Source organism: Erythrobacter crassostreae (genome assembly GCF_019204045.1).
GTDB classification, from domain to species: domain Bacteria; phylum Pseudomonadota; class Alphaproteobacteria; order Sphingomonadales; family Sphingomonadaceae; genus Erythrobacter; species Erythrobacter crassostreae.
Window position 1 is genome coordinate 837,776 of record NZ_JAGSPC010000001.1, and the last position, 17,986, is coordinate 855,761.

General features: G+C 57.9%; 19 protein-coding genes. 5 read left to right on the forward strand and 14 right to left on the reverse strand.

All coding sequences use genetic code 11. The annotated features are described in order from the left end of the window. Positions 1-37: 37 nt before the first annotated feature. The 3 genes from KCG46_RS04180 to KCG46_RS04190 are packed head-to-tail and all read right to left on the reverse strand — an operon-like array spanning position 38 to position 1,892. Complete coding sequence (locus tag KCG46_RS04180; RefSeq protein WP_255551755.1) at positions 38-1,222, reverse strand: acyl-CoA dehydrogenase family protein; 1,185 nt, start codon at positions 1,220-1,222, stop codon at positions 38-40. A 44-nt stretch (positions 1,223-1,266) separates the two neighbouring features. Beyond that, positions 1,267-1,548: a hypothetical protein gene (locus tag KCG46_RS04185; protein WP_218404055.1), complete on the reverse strand. Its 282-nt coding sequence runs from the start codon at positions 1,546-1,548 to the stop codon at positions 1,267-1,269. Next, complete coding sequence (locus tag KCG46_RS04190) at positions 1,548-1,892, reverse strand: hypothetical protein (protein ID WP_218404056.1); 345 nt, start codon at positions 1,890-1,892, stop codon at positions 1,548-1,550. The genes KCG46_RS04185 and KCG46_RS04190 overlap by 1 nt, the downstream gene beginning before the upstream one ends. Positions 1,893-2,064: 172 nt before the next feature. Here KCG46_RS04190 and KCG46_RS04195 point away from each other — a divergent pair, with 172 nt between their 5' ends. Both KCG46_RS04195 and KCG46_RS04200 read left to right on the forward strand, forming a co-directional pair. Beyond that, a complete protein-coding gene (locus KCG46_RS04195) occupies positions 2,065-3,069 on the forward strand; it encodes a right-handed parallel beta-helix repeat-containing protein (RefSeq protein WP_218404057.1) in 1,005 nt (334 codons plus the stop codon). A gap of 46 nt (positions 3,070-3,115) precedes the next feature. After that, the gene (locus tag KCG46_RS04200; protein WP_218404058.1) at positions 3,116-4,363 is read left to right on the forward strand and encodes a hypothetical protein; all 1,248 of its coding nucleotides are present in this window, start codon (positions 3,116-3,118) and stop codon (positions 4,361-4,363) included. Here KCG46_RS04200 and KCG46_RS04205 read toward each other — a convergent pair. The 3 genes from KCG46_RS04205 to xth form a co-directional block, all read right to left on the reverse strand. Beyond that, the gene (locus tag KCG46_RS04205) at positions 4,360-4,872 is read right to left on the reverse strand and encodes a GNAT family N-acetyltransferase (RefSeq protein WP_218404059.1); all 513 of its coding nucleotides are present in this window, start codon (positions 4,870-4,872) and stop codon (positions 4,360-4,362) included. The genes KCG46_RS04200 and KCG46_RS04205 overlap by 4 nt on opposite strands. Next, positions 4,869-5,798, reverse strand: coding sequence for a GTP cyclohydrolase II (gene ribA, locus KCG46_RS04210; RefSeq protein WP_255551756.1), 930 nt, complete (start codon positions 5,796-5,798; stop codon positions 4,869-4,871). Before ribA ends, KCG46_RS04205 begins: the two co-directional genes overlap by 4 nt. Before the next feature lie 137 nt (positions 5,799-5,935). Then, complete coding sequence (gene xth, locus KCG46_RS04215; RefSeq protein ID WP_218404060.1) at positions 5,936-6,724, reverse strand: exodeoxyribonuclease III; 789 nt, start codon at positions 6,722-6,724, stop codon at positions 5,936-5,938. Positions 6,725-6,826: 102 nt separating this feature from the next. On the opposite strand from xth, the gene KCG46_RS04220 reads away from it, so the two are divergent. Next, positions 6,827-8,269, forward strand: a complete 1,443-nt coding sequence (locus KCG46_RS04220; protein WP_218404061.1) for an alkaline phosphatase — start codon at positions 6,827-6,829, stop codon at positions 8,267-8,269. Between the two features lie 215 nt (positions 8,270-8,484). On the opposite strand, the gene KCG46_RS04225 is transcribed toward KCG46_RS04220, so the two are convergent. The 5 genes from KCG46_RS04225 to pabB all read right to left on the reverse strand — a co-directional run bounded on the left by KCG46_RS04225 (position 8,485) and on the right by pabB (position 12,556). Next, positions 8,485-9,162 carry a LolA family protein gene (locus KCG46_RS04225; RefSeq protein WP_218404062.1) on the reverse strand — a complete coding sequence of 226 codons (678 nt, stop codon included), beginning with the start codon at positions 9,160-9,162 and terminating at the stop codon, positions 8,485-8,487. Between the two features lie 111 nt (positions 9,163-9,273). Beyond that, positions 9,274-9,441 carry a 50S ribosomal protein L33 gene (gene rpmG, locus KCG46_RS04230; RefSeq protein WP_108789883.1) on the reverse strand — a complete coding sequence of 56 codons (168 nt, stop codon included), beginning with the start codon at positions 9,439-9,441 and terminating at the stop codon, positions 9,274-9,276. 157 nt (positions 9,442-9,598) lie between these two features. Beyond that, positions 9,599-10,015 (reverse strand): alternative ribosome rescue aminoacyl-tRNA hydrolase ArfB, encoded by a 417-nt coding sequence (arfB, locus tag KCG46_RS04235; RefSeq protein WP_218404063.1) that lies wholly within the window; start codon positions 10,013-10,015, stop codon positions 9,599-9,601. Then, positions 10,008-10,754: an RluA family pseudouridine synthase gene (locus KCG46_RS04240; RefSeq protein ID WP_218404064.1), complete on the reverse strand. Its 747-nt coding sequence runs from the start codon at positions 10,752-10,754 to the stop codon at positions 10,008-10,010. The genes arfB and KCG46_RS04240 overlap by 8 nt, the downstream gene beginning before the upstream one ends. Continuing rightward, the gene (gene pabB, locus KCG46_RS04245) at positions 10,751-12,556 is read right to left on the reverse strand and encodes an aminodeoxychorismate synthase component I (RefSeq protein WP_218404065.1); all 1,806 of its coding nucleotides are present in this window, start codon (positions 12,554-12,556) and stop codon (positions 10,751-10,753) included. Before pabB ends, KCG46_RS04240 begins: the two co-directional genes overlap by 4 nt. 107 nt (positions 12,557-12,663) lie before the next feature. Here pabB and KCG46_RS04250 point away from each other — a divergent pair, with 107 nt between their 5' ends. Both KCG46_RS04250 and KCG46_RS04255 read left to right on the forward strand, forming a co-directional pair. Continuing rightward, complete coding sequence (locus KCG46_RS04250) at positions 12,664-14,238, forward strand: helicase HerA-like domain-containing protein (RefSeq protein ID WP_218404066.1); 1,575 nt, start codon at positions 12,664-12,666, stop codon at positions 14,236-14,238. A 6-nt stretch (positions 14,239-14,244) separates the two neighbouring features. Continuing rightward, a complete protein-coding gene (locus KCG46_RS04255; RefSeq protein ID WP_255551757.1) occupies positions 14,245-14,640 on the forward strand; it encodes a ribose-phosphate pyrophosphokinase in 396 nt (131 codons plus the stop codon). Between the two features lie 22 nt (positions 14,641-14,662). Here the strand turns inward: KCG46_RS04255 and KCG46_RS04260 are convergent, their stop codons facing one another. Genes KCG46_RS04260 through KCG46_RS04270 form a run of 3 tightly spaced genes read right to left on the reverse strand, consistent with a single transcriptional unit; the run spans position 14,663 to position 17,974 of the window. Then, complete coding sequence (locus KCG46_RS04260) at positions 14,663-15,754, reverse strand: glutathione S-transferase family protein (RefSeq protein ID WP_218404067.1); 1,092 nt, start codon at positions 15,752-15,754, stop codon at positions 14,663-14,665. A 46-nt stretch (positions 15,755-15,800) separates the two neighbouring features. Next, positions 15,801-17,234: a sensor histidine kinase gene (locus KCG46_RS04265; protein WP_369410162.1), complete on the reverse strand. Its 1,434-nt coding sequence runs from the start codon at positions 17,232-17,234 to the stop codon at positions 15,801-15,803. Further along, positions 17,231-17,974: a response regulator gene (locus KCG46_RS04270; protein ID WP_218404068.1), complete on the reverse strand. Its 744-nt coding sequence runs from the start codon at positions 17,972-17,974 to the stop codon at positions 17,231-17,233. Before KCG46_RS04270 ends, KCG46_RS04265 begins: the two co-directional genes overlap by 4 nt. Between the last annotated feature and the right edge of the window lie 12 nt (positions 17,975-17,986).

Here is a 17,986-nt window from a genome sequence, read left to right on the forward strand (position 1 = left end):
GAGCGAGGATATCGCGCGCCGGATGGCGTGCGTAACATCAATTCTCTTTTTCCCATTCACGCAGCATATGCTTTGCGATCTGGAGTTGGAGAATCTGTGTGGTGCCTTCGTAAATCCGGTAGATACGCGCATCGCGGAAAAACCGTTCTGCGTCATATTCAGCCAAGTACCCTGCGCCGCCATAGATTTGCACGACGCGGTCTACGACGCGGCCACACATTTCGGAGGCAAACACTTTGAATGCAGCTGCTTTGGTGATGATATTCTCTCCGCGATCTGCACGCGCGGTGACATCGCGCATCATGCATTCAGCAGCGTAAATCTCGGTCTCGCTGTCGGCGAGCATCGCCTGGATCAGCTGAAAATTAGCAATTGGCTCGCCAAACGCCTTGCGTTCATTGGCGTAGCGGAGGGCCGAATCGAGCGCGCGGCGTGCATAGCCTGTGGCTGCAGCACCAACAGAGATACGGCCATTGTCGAGGCTCTGCATTGCGAAGCGGAAACCCTGACCCGTTTCCCCGCCGAGCAGCGCGTCGCCTGGAATCTTCACATCATCAAGCATGATGTCGGAGATATGACTGCCGGACTGGCCCATTTTCTTGTCAGGTGAGCCTGTTGACACACCAGGCGTACTCATCGGAACGAGAAACGCGCTGACATGTGCATTCTTAGGCAAGGCGTCTTTCTCTGTGCGGGCCATGATCAGCGCGACATCGGCATGCTGGGCGTTGGTGATGTACCTCTTGGTGCCGTTCAGTACCCATCCGTTCCCTTCAGGGTCAGGTGTCGCGGTGGTCTGCATCGCCGCACTGTCGCTGCCTGAACCCGGCTCGGTCAGGCCGAAACAGGCGATCTTGCCTTCGACCAGCTGCGGGTACCATTCGGCCCGCTGCGCCTCGGTTCCGCCGTTTTTGAGCGCGCTCGCAAACATCCCGACATTGATCGAAAAGATCGACCGGTATGCAGGCGCCGCATAGCTCATGGCGTTCACGACCCGCGCATACTGCGTAACGTTCAGTCCTGCGCCGCCATATTCTTCGGGAACAGAAATCCCGAACAGGCCCATATCGCGCATCTCATCAATGATTTCGGAAGGAACCGCATCATGCTCGATCAAGTCGCCTTCGGCTGGGATCAGCCGCTCATTGACGTAACGATCCAATTGCTCGGCGAATTGCTCGAATGTGTCTTCGTCCATTCCGGGATTAACGGCGGCATTCATTGCAGATGTGGTCCTCTCACTAAGCGGCGGGCTTGATGCCCGTTCTATTCTTCGCTGACACCCGATGCTTCGGCATTTTCGCCGTCAGCCGGGTCCATTGTGGCTGGCGCATCCGGATCGGGCACGACACCTTCCGGCAGGCGGCGTTCGTCCAGCATCTCTGCGGCCTCTTCGAGCGCGCGCGCTTCACCCTCGCTAACGGCGCCTGGCGCGGTGCCCCCTGAATTGTCGCAAGCTGAAAGAACGACACAGGCGGACGCGAGCAAAGCGCAGGTGCTGCGCCGCCAGCCCGGTGGCTGGCGGCAATGGCTAGGCGCAGCGTTCATCACTCGACGTCGAGATCGGCCGCGGCCGCGGCTGCTTCAGCAGCGAGAGCGGCTTCGGCAGCTTCCGCAGCTTCCGCAGCTTCTACAGCTTCAGCAACATTTTCGGCAGCATTGGCGGCTTCTTGCGCGGTGGCTGCGTCCACCGGCGGCGGACCTTCAACTTCTGCAACCTCGTTGCCCGCTGCATCCGCAACTGGCTCTTCGGTTACAGGCTCCAGCGCGGCCTCGGCAGGCATTTCGACCGATTCGACTTCAAGGTTGGATGATGCATCATCCGAATTGCCGCAGGCTGCCAGTGCAAGCGACGCCGTGCCAAGCATCGCGATTGTGGTGAGTTTCTTCATAGGGTTTCCTCCTCGAATATCCCGTAATCTGCGCCGATTGCTTTGCGCCCCGACGTTCAGGCATCGGTGTAGCCAAGGGGAGGGGGTAACGCCAAGCGCAAATCATGATCCGTATCGAGACAGGCCGACCTTGGTTAGCCAGCGATTAAGCAATGCGCACTATGTGGGCAGCATGACACAATCGCGCTCTTCCGCCGAAACGGCCTCGCTTTCCCGCCCATCTATTTGGGGCGGCTTTGCCATCGCAACCATGGCTGTGGCCGCGATTCCTCTCGCGGCGCTTATGGCTCAGGCACCAGCGGCCCCGGTTTCGGCCTTTACAGTGCTCGAATCCGGTCGCGGATATGAAAGCTTGCAGCAGGCAGTAAACGCGATTGGCGCGCAAAAGGGCATTATTGAAATTGCGCCCGGAACGTATCGTCAGTGCGCCGTGCAAACCGCAGGCGTCATCGCCTATGTGGCGCGCGATTATGGCACAGCGGTGCTCGACCGGACGGCTTGCGAAGGCAAAGCCGCGCTTGTTTTGCGCGGAGTGGGCGCCGAAGTGCGCGGCGTTACGTTCAACAATATCAGTGTGAGCGACGGCAACGGGGCTGGCATCCGGCTTGAAAAAGGGTCCCTTAACGTCGCGTTCGGACGCTTTTTGAACAGCCAACAGGGTATTCTGACAGCCAACAATCCGAACGGGCGGATTTTCATCACCCGTTCGACATTCAGCGGGCTTGGCACATGCGAAAATTCCGCGGGCTGTGCGCATTCGATCTACACCGGCGATTATGGCCAGCTAACCGTGCGCGAAAGCCGGTTTGAGCGCGGTCAGGGCGGGCACTATCTGAAAGCGCGCGCCAGCAACGTCGTGATCGAAAACAATTCGTTCGACGATGCCAATGGTCGCGGTACGAATTACATGATTGACTTGCCCGCGGGATCGACGGGCCGCATCACGCAAAACTGGTTTGTTCAGGGCCGGGATAAAGAGAACTATTCGGCTTTCATCGCGCTGGGCGCTGAACAGAATCTACACTCTTCAGACGGTCTGAGCGTTACGGATAACGAAGCCCGTTTTGTGCCCGGCCTGCGCCGCGCAAGCGCGTTTCTGGCCGATTGGACAGGATCGCGGGTTGTGATGTCAGGCAACCGGCTCGCGGACGGATTGACGCAATACGAAGAGCGTTAAGTCGGACAAGAGTTGCACGGTCAGCCTCTGGTGATATTGTATCATCATGAGCGCATTTTTTCGCAGTCTTGCAGCCTTTGTATTTGCCCTCTTGCTTTTGGGCCAACCAGCTCAAGCTGACAGCTGGCTGCCGCCCGAAACGCGGACCACCGAATCCGCCAATGGCGCATTTCGTTTCACCGTAGAACCCACGCCAATCCGCAGCAGCCTCGATTATTTCAGCCAGGAACTCGAAGCCGAGCAAGCAGGCGAAGAGGTTGACCGGCCGGCACCGATTGGTGTGTTGGAACGGCGCGGTGATGATGGAGTGTGGGAGCCTGTTTGGATGAGGCGGCTCGTAAACGCAGTCTCTCCCGTCACGGCAATTGTCGCGGACGATGGCCGCTTCGTTGTCACCTTTGACAATTGGTACAGCACCGGCTTCGGCGAAAATGTGATCGTGATCTACGGAGCCGATGGCACGTTGGTGCGGGCAATGCCGCTAATGGCGCTGCTGCCAGAGGACTATATCGACGCGCTGCCGCGAAGTGTTAGCTCGCTCAGCTGGAAGCGAGATGACCGGTTCGACGGTTCGCATCTGGTGGTCGACATTGTCATTCCCGGACCCGACTCCCGAGAACAGAACGCGGCGAGTGTTCCGTTCCGCATTGCTTTGACGGATGGCAGCATTGCGTTTCCGCCGGAGGCGCAGTGGCAGAATGCGCTCGAAAAAGCGCGCGCGGTTAACGAGGCGAGGCGCCGTGCGAAAGAAGCGCGACTAGCCTATTTGCGCGAGCCGTTAACCGCACCCGAGGGCTGCGAAAAACGCGCTTGGAATGCGTATCTTCGCGAAGCTCACCTGCGGCTCACTCCCGAAGATATTTATGAAGCTTCCGCATCGGTCAACATCATCGATCCGCCCGACCATCCGAGGCACGAAAAGGCTGTCGGATGGCTCACAGAACATCTGCTTGATGATTTCGGCACCGCTAACGAGCTCGCAGCGGTCTCGCCTTGCCAAAACGGTGTGCTGGCCGCTGCAATTGAGCAAGCGATGCAAAGCGCAGAGCCGGGTTCGCTGCCGAATACGATCCTTTATGTTGCATCAGATCGTGCGGAATTCGAACGCATAAGCGATCTTCTCGCGCCCAGCGGGTCGAAGGCGGTTTGGCTCGATCCCGATGGCGCCATTCCTCAACGCCCAGATCGTGTACCCGGCTCTCCTGAAGAACAAGCGGCACGAGAAGAATGGGAGCGGCGAATTCTGTCCGACGCGCAGGACATTTTGGAAGAAGTTGACGCTGCGGTGAATTAGCCAAAGGCGGGCGAGAATTTCACCTCACCGCACGGCAAACCACCATCGAGCAACAAACACTGGAAGAATTCGGGAGGAGCGCCTGCGTAAGTCAGCTGCGGTTCGTGCACAAAGCCGAAGCGCGGATAATAGACGTTGCTGCCCAGCAGCACGATGCCTTTTGCGCCCATCGCACGCATATCAGCGATACCGCGCTTGATCAGTGCGCCGCCGATGCCGCGCTGCTGTATTTCCGGCCATACCGAAACCGGACCAAGCCCGTACCAGTCCTTCGCATTGTCTCCGATTGTCACCGGTGAAAAGGCGATATGCCCCACGATCCGCTCCGCATCTTCTGCAACGAGCGACAGCGTCAAATCGCCGCTTACACGCAGTCGATCAATCAGATCAGGCTCGCTTCCATCTGAAAATGGCATGGGCTCGAACGCGACCGTCGTCATCTCGTGGATGGTTGCTTCATCGCCCGAAGCTTCGGGGCGGATTGTGATGGGAATTTTCGGGCCTCTCATGTCAGCAAATGCCCTGATCTGTCGCGTTTCGTGGCGAGGTATCGCTCGTTAAACGGGTTGTCGGGTAGCTGGTGCTTCACTCGTTCGGTGATGGAAATGCCCGCGCTAGCAAGTGCATCAACCTTTTTCGGATTGTTGGTCATCAGGCGGATCGTTGTCGCGCCGAGCAGCTTGAGCATTCGCGCAGCGGTCGCAAAATCGCGGGCTTCATCCGGCAGACCCAACCGCTGGTTCGCATCGACCGTGTCAAATCCGTCGTCTTGCAAACGGTAAGCGCGCAATTTGTTGATCAGACCAATCCCGCGCCCTTCCTGCCGCATATAAAGCAGCGCGCCCCAGCCGCCGTCGTTTTCGGCATGATCGGCCATAGCGTGCAAAGCAGCATCAAGCTGAGGCCCGCAATCGCATTTGAGGCTGCCCAAAATATCGCCGGTAAGGCATTCGGAATGGAGCCTGACGAGCGGTGCGCGGTCGCCGTTCTGCTTGCCAATGATCAGCGCAACATGCTCGCGTGTATCGGAGGATGATCGGAACGCCACAATCTCGGCTGTCTGGCTCGCCGTCACGGGCAATTTTGCGCGGGTCACGATCTTGAGCGCGCCGGACTTTGTGTAAGCGTCCAGATCGCTTGCGGCGATGGGCTGAGGCTCTCCGGCCTCAGCGGGATTGACCATAAAGGCTGGAAGGATGCCAGCGATCCGGGCGAGCTCCATCGCGGCAATCGCAACAGCTTCCCACTCGATGGGAGCCGCGCGGAAGGGTCCCTTCAATGGGTTGCGCAGGTCGAGTGCCGGATCGGCAATCGGAACTGCGGTCGCCAAAACAAACGATTCTCCTCCACGGATTAGAACTGGTGCGTGCGGAGCGGCTGCGTCGCGTTGATTGGCGAGTTTAAGCGTCGCCGCGCGGGCCGCCGAAATGAGCATCTGATCCGAGCTCGCGCCGCTTGCGATAGCTGTTTCAACTGGCAGCAAAACCGGCCCGCCATCAAACGCTAGCGGCCAGCCATGGCGCAGCGCATCGACCGCTTGCGCAGCGCGGCGTGACGGGGACGCTGCCTCGCTCAGAGATCAAACTCCGTGATGAGCGGGATGTGGTCGGATGGCTTTTCCCAGCTGCGTGCAGCTTCCAGAATGCGGTGACCGGTCGCCTGCTTGGCCAAGGCTTCACTTGCCCACATGTGATCAAGCCGCCGCCCGCGATCATTTTTGCTCCAGTCAGGTGACCGGTACGACCACCAGCTGAAATAGCGATCGGGATCGCGAATAAATTCGCGGCCCAAATCAACAAAGCCATGCGCGTCCTGAAAGCGTTTGAGCACTTCCACTTCGAGCGGAGTGTGGCTCACGACTTTCAGCAGTTGCTTGTGGCTCCAAACATCGCTTTCCAGAGGGGCGATGTTGAAATCGCCAACGATCAATGTCGGCCGATCAATATTCTCCGCCCAGCGTGTCATACGCTCAAGAAAGTCGAGTTTCTGACCGAATTTGGTGTTCTTCTCACGATCAGGGATATCGCCGCCTGCAGGCACATAGACGTTGTCGATCAGCATGTCTTTGCCGACAATCTCAACCCCGATATGGCGCGCCTCGCCGTTGGCCTGCCAATCATGCTTGGCAACTTCCTTGATGGGCACGCGGCTCACTGTGGCAACGCCGTGATAGCCTTTTTGCCCGCTCACAGCCTGATGCTCGTACCCCATGGCGGCGAATGCTTCACCAGGGAATTTGTCGTTCTCGCACTTGATCTCTTGCAAGCAAAGCACGTCGGGTGCCTCCTCGCGCAGATAGTGTTCGACAATCGGCAGGCGCAGGCGGACCGAGTTGATGTTCCAAGTGGCTACAGAAATCATCAGCCGCACTTAGGGGGCTGGGGAAAATCCGACAAGGTTTAGCTTTCCCGTCACAATGGATCGCGATAGCGTGATATTGAATTTGTTCTGGGGAACTTCATAATGATCCGCTCTCGCGCTTTTGCCGCAGCTCTGCTTGCGTCCAGCCTCTCGCTTGGTGCCTGCACCACAACCAACAATTACAACAATTACGCTGATGAGAACAAAACGTCTCGCAGCGCGGCGCCCGCTGAGGCTCCGGCCAAAGCCAAGAACGTTATCCTGTTCATCGGCGACGGGATGGGCATCTCGACCATCACGGCTGCACGCATCTATGAGGGCCAAAAGCGCGGTGAGACTGGCGAAGAAAACCTGCTCAGCTTTGAAAAGTTTGAGAATGTGGCGCTTGTCAAAACCTATAATGTTGATGCGCAGGTCCCCGATAGTGCGGGCACTGCGACGGCGATGCATTCCGGAATGAAGACGAATATAGGCATGCTGGGCGTTGGACCTGACACGGCGCGCGGCGATTGTGCCTCTGCTCTTGCGAACCCGCTGCCAATGCTCGGCGAAGAAGTGAAACAGCGCGGCCTAGCCCTTGGTATCGTTTCAACCGCCCGAATTACGCATGCCACGCCTGCCAGCGTTTACGCCCGCAGCCCTGATCGCAATTGGGAGGCCGATGCCGCCATTCCTGAAGAAGAGCGCGGCAAAGGATGCAGCGATATCGCAGCCCAACTGATCGCAGGGAATTGGGACGTCGCGCTCGGCGGCGGCTTGGGGGCGTTCTACGGAGAAGGCGCTGATGATACCGGCCGCCGAATTGATCGCGACGCAAACCTTCCGGCAGACTGGATGACTCGCACAGGCGGAACCTTTGTGCGAAGCGCGGGCGCGCTAAATGAGGCACCGATGGACAAGCCCGTATTCGGCCTCTTTTCTCCAAGTCACATGACTTACATGGCTGAGCGACTGGAAGGCAAAGGCGAAGGCGAGCCGACGCTGACCGATATGACATCGCAAGCAATCGCGCGGCTTAACGCTGATCCAGACGGCTATTATCTGATGGTCGAATCGGGCCGGATCGATCACGGCCACCATGCAGGCCGAGCCGGCTGGGCATTGGAAGAGACCGTCGAGTTTGCCCGCGCGATCCAATACGCCATCGACAACACCGATCCGGAAGAGACGCTGATTATGGTGACCGCGGATCACAGCCACGTATTCACAATCGCGGGATATCCTCGGCGCGGGAACGATATTTTGGGCCTGGTTGTCCCGCCAGAAGGCGGCGGCGATGAGGTTGCCAAGGCAGCAGACGGCAAACCTTACACCACGCTCGGCTATGCCAATGGTCCAGGCGCAATCGCAAATCAGGCCGAGCGTCCGGTGCCCGAGACCGGCATCAACGCCAAGCAGCAATCAGCCATTCCGACCCGTAGTGAGACCCATGCTGGTGAAGATGTCGCGCTCTATGCCACTGGCCCGGGATCGGAAAAGGCGCGCGGCGTGATCGAGCAGAACAAAATCTACGACATCATCCGCAAAGCGTTTGGCTGGGAGTAGATACAAAAAACCCCTGTCTCGGGGGCGGTGAGACAGGGGTTCCATTTAGCGTTCGTCACGCTTGTACAAGGCAACATTCCCGAAGGGCTGGGCAACAGGGGGGAAACCCGCCTTTCCGCTACCTTGTGATGTATAATTACGCGAAATTGGCTTTCAGGTATATGAATAACACCCTAGTTTTGTCGCATACGTACAACTTTTCGCAGTCAAACCGTTCAGCGCGGGCGACGGGATGATCGGCGCGGATCACGGAACTTAAAAGTGCTCTCCGCGACGGAAACTCCGTAGCGGTGATTCGTCAGTCGCACTGTGGTGCGGTGATTCTGTGCGTCCAACGCGACCCAATGGGTAAGCCGCATTCCGCCTGGCGCGCCGGGGTCGCTCACGAAAATCAGATTCATAACGCCAAATTCTGGTCGTTTCGGATCGCGCACCTCGATACTCAGAACCTCCGATGAATTCGTGGGCATGAGTTTGCCGTACTTTTTCACATCACGATTGGGATCAAGCAATGCGCCCAAGGGCGAATTTCTGATCGGCCAGCGTTCAACCTGATTCACCTCGTAATCGACCATATAGAGCGATTTGCCGTTAGAGATCACAAGCAGATCGGCATCCTTGCCGTAATCAAACCGGATTTTACCCGGACGTTTCAGCGTCATGGTGCCGCGTGCGACATTGCCCGCGCGGTCTGTCTGCGTGAAATCAGCGCGCATTGTCGAAATCGCGCGCAAGGCTGTGACTGCGCGGTCCAGCTTTGCACCGTTCGATTGCGCTTGAGCGGATGGAACAGCGGTGAATGGAGCGGCAGCGGGCATAGCAAGAGCCGCTGCACCGACGCAGGCTGCGGTAACAATCCGCATCGCGCGGTTCTTTAGAAATGAGGTCAGCATAATCATGCTCCGGCCATTAAAGACGAAGCGTTGAACTGCGGCTGAACTGTCAGAAAAGCAAGCGGTAAGGTTGGCGCGTTACCAATCCGGCAAACGCGCCTGCATAAGATCTTACTTGATCTTCGCTTCCTTGAATTCGACGTGCTTACGCGCGACCGGATCGTACTTACGGAACACCATCTTTTCGGTGATGTTACGCGGGTTCTTTTTGGTCGTGTAGTAAAAGCCCGTGCCCTCGGTCGAGACGAGCTTGATCTTGACGGTTGCGGGCTTCGCCATGGCGGTATCCTAAGTCTGTTCTGGTGGGCCGGAGATCGGCCAGAAAATATAAAGCGGCGCGCCCATTTGCGTGGGGCACCGCCGATAGAAGGGCGCCATTCGCCGATTCCCGTGGAAAAGTCAAGCGCTCTGCGCCCTATGAAGTGCCAAATGTGACTCACCAATCAGAGCGGCTGACCTTGCCCCGATTTGCCTTCACTGCGCCTCGCGCTTTCTTTGTTTTAAGTCGCTTGGTTTTCCCCACGCGATTCACGCGCGATTTTTTGCGTGTCTTTGGCTGGCGGTGCGCCTCTTCCAGAAATTCTTGCAACTTCTCGCGTGCCGCCTGCCGGTTAGCATCTTGGGTCCGGTGCTGGCGCGCCGTGATGAGCAGGTCGCCGGCTGCGGTCAGCTTTGACCCAGCAAGATCGCGAAGCCGAGCAAATACTGGCGGGGGCAAACGCAGCGCGTAGATATTCACGCGAAGTTGAACTTCGGTCGCGACTTTGTTGGCATTCTGCCCACCTGGACCTGACCCGGCGAGGAAGCTTTCTTCCGCAAGCGCATGAGCGCGGTCGATAAGCGTGTTATCCATAGTCCGATGCAGCATCGGGAGCAGCGTCCAATTTGGGCGCCCGCTCGGGCGAGGCTGGCGGTTCGGGCGCGGTTAGACCGGCGCGTTCGAAATCTTCCGGGAAAGGCGCGAATGCGCTGATCGGGTTCTTGCCCTCGCGGGTAATGTGGATCGCCTCGGCATGCAACATCGTGCGCGGCGCGCCTTTATTCTGCCCACGAACAGGCCCGTAGACCGGATCGCCGAGCAGCGGCGCACCCAGACCTTGAAGTGCGTGAACCCGTAGCTGGTGCGTGCGGCCCGTTTCTGGACGGAAGCGGATCAGCGAGCGTTTTTTGCCGCCTTCGCCAATCACCTGCAGCAGTTCCCAATGCGAAACGGCGGGCTTGCCCTTTTTCGCCGCGATCATGCGCCAGCCTTTTTCAGCCGAGCTGATTTTGGAAAGGTTGAGCGAAATCGTGCCAGATTGCTCGGCCGGTTCAAAATCGACAATCGCGAGGTAGGTTTTTCCGACCAAACGATCTTCGAATGCCTTGTTGAAACGTTTCAAGGCCTTCGGATTGCGCGCCATTAGCAAGCAGCCACTGGTATCGGTATCGAGCCGGTGAACGGCAACCGGTGGGCGCTGAAAACCCATTTTCAATTGCTCGATATGATCAAACAAAGCCGGGCCACCGCGTTTGGGCCGATCAACGGGGAGGCCTGCAGGCTTGTTGATCACAAGCGCTTCACCGTCTTCAAACAGGATCGGGATATTCATATCAGCGTGCCTTTAAACAGGCCGCGCACAGCATTGCCGAGCATAAAGCCATTGGTAAGATCATCGAGTGTCAGGTCCGCTTCGCGCGCCTGCTCTTTCTCGATCAGAAATTCGCGCAAGACACCCGGCAAGAGGCCGGATGATGCGCGCGGGGTAAGGTAAATGCCATCCCGCTCCACAAAGATGTTGGTGTAGCTGCCCTCGGTTACAAGCCCGTCATTGCCAACCAACACCGCTTCATCTCCGCCCATACTCTTGGCTGCAGAAAGCGCATCTTCGTAAAAGCTGCGATCCGATGTCTTATGCGCGAGCCGCCAATCGGACGGATCAAGCGGGTTGGGCAGCGCTATCACTTTAACAGGGCCATCCAGAGGTTCTGGCATCGGCCCCGTTTCGAGTGCGGTCGCACCGCTGCGAGCCGAGAGCAGCCGCAATTTGGCAGGCTGTTCAAGTTCAAAACAGAGCGCATGAATCTGATTGCGGGCGGCATGGCGGTCAAACTCAAAACCCAATTCAGCCGCGCTTTTTTTCATTCGCGAAAGATGCAGCTCCAGCAGCGCAATCCCGTTTTCGGGGTCAAACGCCATGGTTTCAATCAGGTCGAATGCAGGTGCGGTATGGTCCGGTGATGATCGGCGCGCAAAGCCTGCTTTGACCTCACATTCGCGCCGCTCAGCCAGCGGATCGCTGTCAGCAACGATGGCTGAACCCACGCCAAGCACGGCGCTGCCCTGGTCGTTTTCTATCGGGGTTAGGCGAAGGGTCCGGATTGCTACATTGAATGCCGCATTTCCGCCTTCATCAATCCGCCCGATTGCGCCGCAATAGGGACCGCGTGCATCGCGCTCATATTCATTGATCAATTCCATCGCACGGATTTTGGGCGCGCCTGTAATTGATCCGCACGGGAACAGGGCGCGCACCAAGTCTATCGCGCCGGTATCAGGGGTAAGTTGCGCACGAACGCTGGAAACCATCTGATGCACGGTGGGATAGCTTTCGATAGCAAAGGGCGCATCGACGCGAACGCTACCCGGCACCGCCACCCGGCTGAGATCGTTGCGCATCAGATCGACAATCATCAGGTTCTCGGCCTTGTCCTTTACCGAACCTGCCAGTTCTTCAGCCAGTGCAATATCGCTCGTTTCGTCGCTGCCTCTGGGGCGCGTGCCCTTCATCGGCTTTGCCTTGGCCGAGTTGCCTTCCAAAGCGACAAACAGTTCAGGCGAAAAGCTGAGCAGCCAATGCGAACCGTCATACATGACACCGCCGTATCCGGCGCTGGCGGCACTGCGGAGAGATGCATAGAGCGCGACTGGATCACCTCGATATGAACCCGAGAGCGGATAGGTCAGGTTCGCCTGATAGATGTCGCCTGCGTGGATCGCTTCGCGCAGGGCAGCGAAGACAGTGTCATAGCCGCCGGGTGACAATTGCGGGCTGAGCGGCCCGATTGACGCGGTTCCTTCGGCACGTGCGCCAAGCCATGCGGGGACATCCTTTGCGGCAACCCGCTCTGGATCATCGAACAGTCCAAGCCACACAAGCGGCCCAGCAGCGCCGGTTCGGCCATCGGCCAGAGCCGCCAGTTTAGGCTCTAGCGACAAACCAGCTTCGTAAGCGATATAGCCCGCAAGATGGCCACCAACGCGCCGTGCGGCTTCGGCTTTGGCCAGCACTTCTTCGACCTGATCGCTGCGATAGGCGACAAAGATTTCGCGCGGCGCTTCGTAAAAAAGCGTATCCGCCGCACCTTCATCGCGGGCATCGTCGAGCAGGAGAAAAGGCGTAGTCTGACCCATTCCCTCTGCCTTAGCCAATTGCGCTCTCAAGTCGAGTGCTTGACCGCTCCGCTTTGGCTATGCAGAGCTTTGGACGGACAAATTTTACCTCGGGGACCAGCAGGCACATGAGCGATATCTTTCTTGGACTTGGCGGCAATGGCGAAAACCAAAGTCTCGCGCTGAGCCGTGCAAACCGCCACGGATTGATCGCAGGAGCGACCGGCACTGGTAAAACAGTAACGCTGCAAGGCCTCGCCGAAAGCTTCTCTGCCAATGGTGTCCCCGTGTTTGTTGCCGATGTGAAGGGCGATCTGTCCGGTATCGCAATGCCGGGTTCGCCAACCTTCAAACATGCTGACAAGCTGGAAGGCCGCGCCAAAGAGCTCGGCATGGATGATTATGCCTATTCCGATAATCCTGTCGTGTTTTGGGATTTGTTTGGCGAGCAAGGTCACCCGATCCGTACCACGATCACTGAAATGGGTCCGTTGCTGCTCGCGCGCCTGCTCGACCTCAACGACACGCAGGAAGGCGTGCTCCAGATCGTGTTCAAGCATGCCGACGAAAATGGACTGCTGCTGCTCGATTTCGGCGACCTGCAGTCGCTGCTGCAATGGGCATATGAAAACTCAAAAGAACTTTCCGGCGTGTATGGCAATGTGTCCAAACAATCCGTTGGCGCGATCCAGCGGCAATTGCTGAGTTTTGAAGCGCAAGGTGCCGACCATTTCTTTGGCGAACCGGCGCTCGAAATCGACGATTTTCTCCAAACCGATGAAAATGGGCGCGGATATGTGAATGTCCTTGCTGCGGATACGCTGATGCGCAGTCCAAAACTGTATGCGACGTTCCTTTTGTGGCTGCTCGCCGAATTGTTCGAAACGCTGCCCGAAGTGGGTGATCCCGAAAAGCCTAAGCTCGTCTTCTTTTTTGATGAGGCGCACTTGCTTTTCGATGATGCACCAAAGGCTCTGCAGGACAAGATTGAGCAAGTCGTTCGCTTGATCCGTTCAAAAGGCGTGGGCGTGTTCTTTGTGACGCAGAACCCGATCGATATTCCAGAGGAAGTCGCGGGCCAGTTGGGCAACCGTGTCCAGCATGCCCTCCGCGCTTTTACCAAGCGCGATCAACGCGCCATCAAGGCGGCGGCGGAAACATTCCGGATCAATGAAGATCTCGACACAGAAGAAGTCATCACGGAGCTCAAAGTGGGTGAGGCGCTCGTTTCGACGCTAGACGAAGAAGGGGCGCCGACTGTGGTCCAGCGGACCCTGATCAAGCCGCCGCGTTCACGTCTCGGCCCGCTTACGAAAAAAGAACGCGCGATCATGCAATCGATCAGCCCGTTCGACGGCAAGTATGACGAGGTTGTCGACCGGGAAAGCGCCGAAGAGGTTCTGTCGCAGAAGGCGCAGGATGCTGTCGAAACTGCCGCCGAAGTCGAGGAGAAAGGCGTCGAGGAAGTCGCCAAGCGCCCTCGCAAGACCAAATCTATGTGGGAAAAAGCACTCTCACGCGGCACCAAGGTCGCCGCAGGCGGCATGGCCGGTGCAGCCGCCGCCGCGGTGCTGGGCAAAAAGAGCCGCTCCAACCCGATGAAGTCAGGGATAAAATCGGCAGCCGGATCAATCGCGACCGATCTCGCAGGACCGATCGCCGGCCGGTTTGTGCGCAACCTTATCGGCGGCTTGATGCGATAAAACCCGATGGACCGGGCGCTCGCCGATTTCCTTGCTGAAAACGAGCTTGCCGATCCGGAGGATTGGAGCGCGCTTTACGATGTTCCCAGAATTCGCGCACTCCTGATCGAGGCAGCGCGCGAGGAACGGGCGCTGAGCTATTCCGAAATTCTTGCACGGCTAGGCTTTCGTTTTACCCGGCCCAAGATGCGTGCGCTTTGCAGAACGCTTGATACGATCGATGGCGAAACCCGCACGAAAGGAGAGCCGGAGCTTGCGGTTTTGGTCGTGCGCGAAAGTGACGGCCTGCCGGGTCAAGGCTGGTGGACCGGAAGGCGCGACTACAAAGGCGAATGGACTGGCAAGCAGGCAAAGCAATTTGTGCGGCAATTGCAGCGTGAGGCCTTTTCTTTTTGGGCTTAGAATGCCGCTGTCTTGGCTGCCCTCATCCGTCTGCGACGACGAGCGTGTGGTTCTCGTAAGCGAGCCGCGCAGGCATCGAAAAATCAATCAACGCCGTTCCGCCGCATTCTTGCAGCAGATCAAGGCAAACATCGCGATCAGCGCCTTCGAGCGAACTCATGTAATCCAGCGCGCGCTGTAGCATCCATAAACTGAATGTTCGCGCGATGCCTTCGCCTTTCACGCCTTCGATTTCGAAGGAAGCCATACGGACGCCGCGGGGAATATCTCCAGTCGGATTTTGTTTCAGCCAATCGCTAAACAAGGCTGCGGTTTGAGCCAGAAACGGCACATGCTCGCGCATCATCCGTTCAAGCACCGGTATCAAGGTGGGCGGAATCTCATCATTCGGCAGAAACTCGCCTGATAGCGGTTCGCTCGGAGCAACCATACGCTCAACCCATTCGGCAACACGCGGCGCGAGGCGTTTCATGATCTCACCCGAAGCGGGGTCTCGGTAGAGGTGGGCATAAAGCGGTCCGATCAGACCAAAATCACCGATTGAAGGACGGCTGCCCAGAAGGAAATCGTGCTTGGCGAAATGCGCGTCCAGATCGGCGAGCAAAGCCTCGTAACTGGCTTCGATACCGGGAATAGTCTCTTCGTTGATACCCAGTATCGGCACGAATCCGCGGAACTGCTTACCGATCATTGTACCCGCCGCGATTTGTTGATCACGGGGCGCATCGGGCATCATGTTCCGACCGAATTCTTCCAGTATCCAGTCCTCGTTATAATTCCAGCGATAGTGCATCGCAGGCAGCACAAGCCATTCATCGCCAAAGCATTCCAGCAACCTTGCAGCAAAATGCTGGCGCGGCGTGTCAGGATAGATCGAGGGGCTGCCAAGCGTGCTCTCGAAATGATCGATGATCAGCGAGGTGTCTTGCAGCATCGTCCCGTCGCTTAGCTCGACCACTGGAATGATCATACGGCCGATTGCCGGAACAATCACTTCATTGCGGATTTGCAGATTGGGCGCGATTTCGGTGTAGTCGGCGCCTTTCCAGTCGAGATATGCGCGTGCCTTGCCAGAGAAAAGCGACGCGGGTGAGCCGTACATTGTGGTGGTCATAAAGGGCCTTTCGCCGGATTTAATCCCGACGTTACGCGAACAATGCTCAGCTTTGCAGAGGTATCTTCAATTCAGCGCGCAGGCCTCCTTCCGGCCGGTTGGTCAGCGTGAGTGTACCGCCATGCTGTTCGGCAATGGCCCGGGCCAGTGTTAGGCCGAGGCCTGCCCCGCCAGTCGCCCGATTGCGCGAACCCTCGCCGCGTGTAAATGGCTCCAGCATGTCAGACAGTTGGTCTGCTGGAATGCCAGGGCCGCGATCAATGATCGTGATCACTGCCGTATCGTCTGACTGCAGTACGGAAACATCCGCCGCTTCTCCGTAACGCACTGCATTGCTCACGAGGTTGCGCAGCGCGCGTTTCAGCCACGTGACTTGCACTGTTGCGACAACGCGCGGCGGATCAGCGATCGTGACCGGCTCGCCCAGATCCTCGAATTCCTCGACCACTGCGATGGCGAGCGCGCCGAGATCAACGGCTTCCGCGCCCGATTGGGATCGGCCAACGCGGGCGAGAGTGAGAATATCGTCAAGCGTAGCGGTGATGTCCTCGATACTATCGGCCATCCGTTGCCGCTGGGTATCGTCGGGAACGCTTTCGATCCGGACGCGCAAAGCAGCGAGCGGGGTCTTGAGGTCATGCCCGATCGCCCCAAGCATCACGTCCTTTTCATCCAGCATGGCAGCGATGCGGGCTTCCATGGTGTTATGCGCGGCGATCAACCGGCGCGTATCAGACGGGCCTGTCTCAGGCAGCATCACAGATTGGTCAGGGCGTTTGGAGAAATCTGCAACCCGCTCCGTAAGGCGTGCCAACGGATGGGTAATGCGGCGGAGAACCAAATAAAGAAGCAGCACCAGCACAACAAAAATCACAAGTGTCTGAAGCACGATTGTAGTAAGTGATCCGCGCGCGCGCTCTGGTTCAAGCACTCGGATCGTCAGCCATCCGGATCTGTCTGCTCGCTCGACCGAAGCGACGAGAATTCTGCGCTGTTCCCATTCCGGCGTTCGCATGCGCGGGCGCCGGTCAATCACGCCGCGAACAAAGTCATCCTGACCGGCAAGCCTGCGGGTGACTGCCACCGTCCCCACAACCAGATCTTGAGCCCCCAGAACCTCCTTGAGCGTGCTTTCATAGCTTTCAAGACGTAGCTCATCTGGCTTGATTGGACTTGCTTCGCTCCGTTCAATTCCGATTCGAAGACGGCGTGAAAAAGTGGCCCCCTGGCCATTTCGGAGTGCCCGGTTCCCCTCGCGCCGCAAAGCCTCTAGCCGCGCACGGCGTTCGCTGCGCGGCCCCGCAGCGCTTGCTCCATCAGCGATCAGGCGGAATGCTATTGAGCTGACGATGGCGGTTTCGCGGCGATCTTCGGATGCGCGATAGAGCAGAACAGCCGAAACAGTCTGCGCGGCAAGCAGTCCGATTGCGAGCACGAACATAACCTGCCCTAGCAGGCTTGAAGGCAGAAACCTTTTCACGTTTCTAGCTGGTGCGCGGCGCGTTTGACCTGCGCTGCAAAGCGATATCCGCCCCCGCGCACGGTCAGGATAAATTGCGGGTTGCGGGTGTCGGTTTCAATCTTGCGTCGGAGCCTGCTGATCTGATTGTCCACGGCGCGGTCGAATAGGTGCGCCGTGCGCCCTTGCACCATATCCAGCAGCTGGTCGCGATCCAGAACATTGCGCGGGTTGTCGAGAAATGCCCGCAACAGACGAAATTCTGCTGTCGAGATCGGGACCATGACTCCTTCGGGGTCGATCAGTTTCCGCTTAAGTGGATCGAGTTGCCATCCTTCGAAAACATACAGCCAGTCATCCGATTGACCAGCGGGAGCCGCAGAACGGCCCACTCTTCGCAAGACGGTCCGAATACGTGCCACCAGTTCGCGTGGCTCAAAGGGTTTGACTATGTAATCGTCGGCCCCAAGCTCAAGACCGATAATCCGGTCGGTCGGTTCGCTGCGGGCTGTAATGAAAATCACCGGAAGACTGCGCGTTTCAACCAGATGGCGGCACAGCGATAGGCCGTCCTCTCCCGGCATCATAATATCGAGAAGGACAATGTCGGGCTGGCTATCGGAGAGCTTTGATCGGGCGGTCGCTGCGCTTTCGGCTTCGGTAACGACAAAGCCCTGACCTGTTAGGTACTCCGCCAGAGGCTCACGCAAAGTCGCTTCGTCATCGACAAGCAGGATCGAAACGGGACTATCTTCGGTCATCGAATACTCGCG

What these genes read in the sequence shown, in the direction of transcription:
- KCG46_RS04220 (WP_218404061.1), top strand. Translation starts at nt 6,827, where the DNA reads ATGATCCGCTCTCGCGCTTTTGCCGCAGCTCTGCTTGCGTCCAGCCTC.
- pabB (WP_218404065.1), bottom strand. Translation starts at nt 12,556, where the DNA reads ATGGGTCAGACTACGCCTTTTCTCCTGCTCGACGATGCCCGCGATGAA.
- KCG46_RS04190 (WP_218404056.1), bottom strand. Translation starts at nt 1,892, where the DNA reads ATGAAGAAACTCACCACAATCGCGATGCTTGGCACGGCGTCGCTTGCA.
- ribA (WP_255551756.1), bottom strand. Translation starts at nt 5,798, where the DNA reads ATGCTCATTTCGGCGGCCCGCGCGGCGACGCTTAAACTCGCCAATCAA.
- KCG46_RS04250 (WP_218404066.1), top strand. Translation starts at nt 12,664, where the DNA reads ATGAGCGATATCTTTCTTGGACTTGGCGGCAATGGCGAAAACCAAAGT.
- KCG46_RS04255 (WP_255551757.1), top strand. Translation starts at nt 14,245, where the DNA reads ATGGACCGGGCGCTCGCCGATTTCCTTGCTGAAAACGAGCTTGCCGAT.
- KCG46_RS04205 (WP_218404059.1), bottom strand. Translation starts at nt 4,872, where the DNA reads ATGAGAGGCCCGAAAATTCCCATCACAATCCGCCCCGAAGCTTCGGGC.
- KCG46_RS04180 (WP_255551755.1), bottom strand. Translation starts at nt 1,222, where the DNA reads ATGAATGCCGCCGTTAATCCCGGAATGGACGAAGACACATTCGAGCAA.
- KCG46_RS04240 (WP_218404064.1), bottom strand. Translation starts at nt 10,754, where the DNA reads ATGAATATCCCGATCCTGTTTGAAGACGGTGAAGCGCTTGTGATCAAC.
- KCG46_RS04200 (WP_218404058.1), top strand. Translation starts at nt 3,116, where the DNA reads ATGAGCGCATTTTTTCGCAGTCTTGCAGCCTTTGTATTTGCCCTCTTG.
- KCG46_RS04185 (WP_218404055.1), bottom strand. Translation starts at nt 1,548, where the DNA reads ATGAACGCTGCGCCTAGCCATTGCCGCCAGCCACCGGGCTGGCGGCGC.
- xth (WP_218404060.1), bottom strand. Translation starts at nt 6,724, where the DNA reads ATGATTTCTGTAGCCACTTGGAACATCAACTCGGTCCGCCTGCGCCTG.
- KCG46_RS04260 (WP_218404067.1), bottom strand. Translation starts at nt 15,754, where the DNA reads ATGACCACCACAATGTACGGCTCACCCGCGTCGCTTTTCTCTGGCAAG.
- rpmG (WP_108789883.1), bottom strand. Translation starts at nt 9,441, where the DNA reads ATGGCGAAGCCCGCAACCGTCAAGATCAAGCTCGTCTCGACCGAGGGC.
- KCG46_RS04195 (WP_218404057.1), top strand. Translation starts at nt 2,065, where the DNA reads ATGACACAATCGCGCTCTTCCGCCGAAACGGCCTCGCTTTCCCGCCCA.
- KCG46_RS04225 (WP_218404062.1), bottom strand. Translation starts at nt 9,162, where the DNA reads ATGCTGACCTCATTTCTAAAGAACCGCGCGATGCGGATTGTTACCGCA.
- arfB (WP_218404063.1), bottom strand. Translation starts at nt 10,015, where the DNA reads ATGGATAACACGCTTATCGACCGCGCTCATGCGCTTGCGGAAGAAAGC.
- KCG46_RS04270 (WP_218404068.1), bottom strand. Translation starts at nt 17,974, where the DNA reads ATGACCGAAGATAGTCCCGTTTCGATCCTGCTTGTCGATGACGAAGCG.